The organism is Streptomyces millisiae (assembly GCF_031845425.1).
GTDB lineage: Bacteria > Actinomycetota > Actinomycetes > Streptomycetales > Streptomycetaceae > Streptomyces > Streptomyces millisiae.
This window is the reverse complement of the sequence record NZ_JAVREM010000320.1, coordinates 1-446: the sequence shown is the minus strand read 5'-3', so window position 1 is coordinate 446 and position 446 is coordinate 1. Positions and strand designations below refer to the sequence as shown.

Here is a 446-nt window from a genome sequence, read left to right as displayed (position 1 = left end):
GCCAAGGGCATGGCCAAGAAGCCGTCCAAGCGGTATCAGAGTGCCGGTGCCCTGGCCGCGGCGGCGCGGGCCGCATTGGCAGTACCGGTGCGCAGCACCGGGCGGTCGGGCCGGCATTCGGCGCAACGCGTTCCGACCCGGGTCCGGGTGTCCAAGAAGGTGGCCGCGATCGCGGGCGCGACGGTGGTGGTGGCGGCACTGGGCGCGGTGGGGGTGTGGCAGCTGCGCGACGACGGTTCGGGTCGCGTTGCCAATGTTGCCGGTTCAGCGGGGTCCGGCCCGGTGCAGGCGCCGACGGGTGCCGTCGATGCGATCGCGCGGACGGTGCCGCCGGAGATCCGGGACTCCGGGCGCTTGGTGATCGGGGTCAATGTGCCGTACGCGCCCAACGAGTTCAAGAATTCCAGCGGTGAGATCGTCGGCTTCGACATCGATCTGATGAAGGC

At 70.6% G+C, this 446-nt stretch carries 1 pseudogene; it reads left to right on the top strand.

Annotation, left to right across the window (positions count from 1 at the left end):
* Window positions 1-446 (top strand): annotated as a pseudogene (locus tag RNC47_RS36875) (transporter substrate-binding domain-containing protein); the annotation flags it as partial.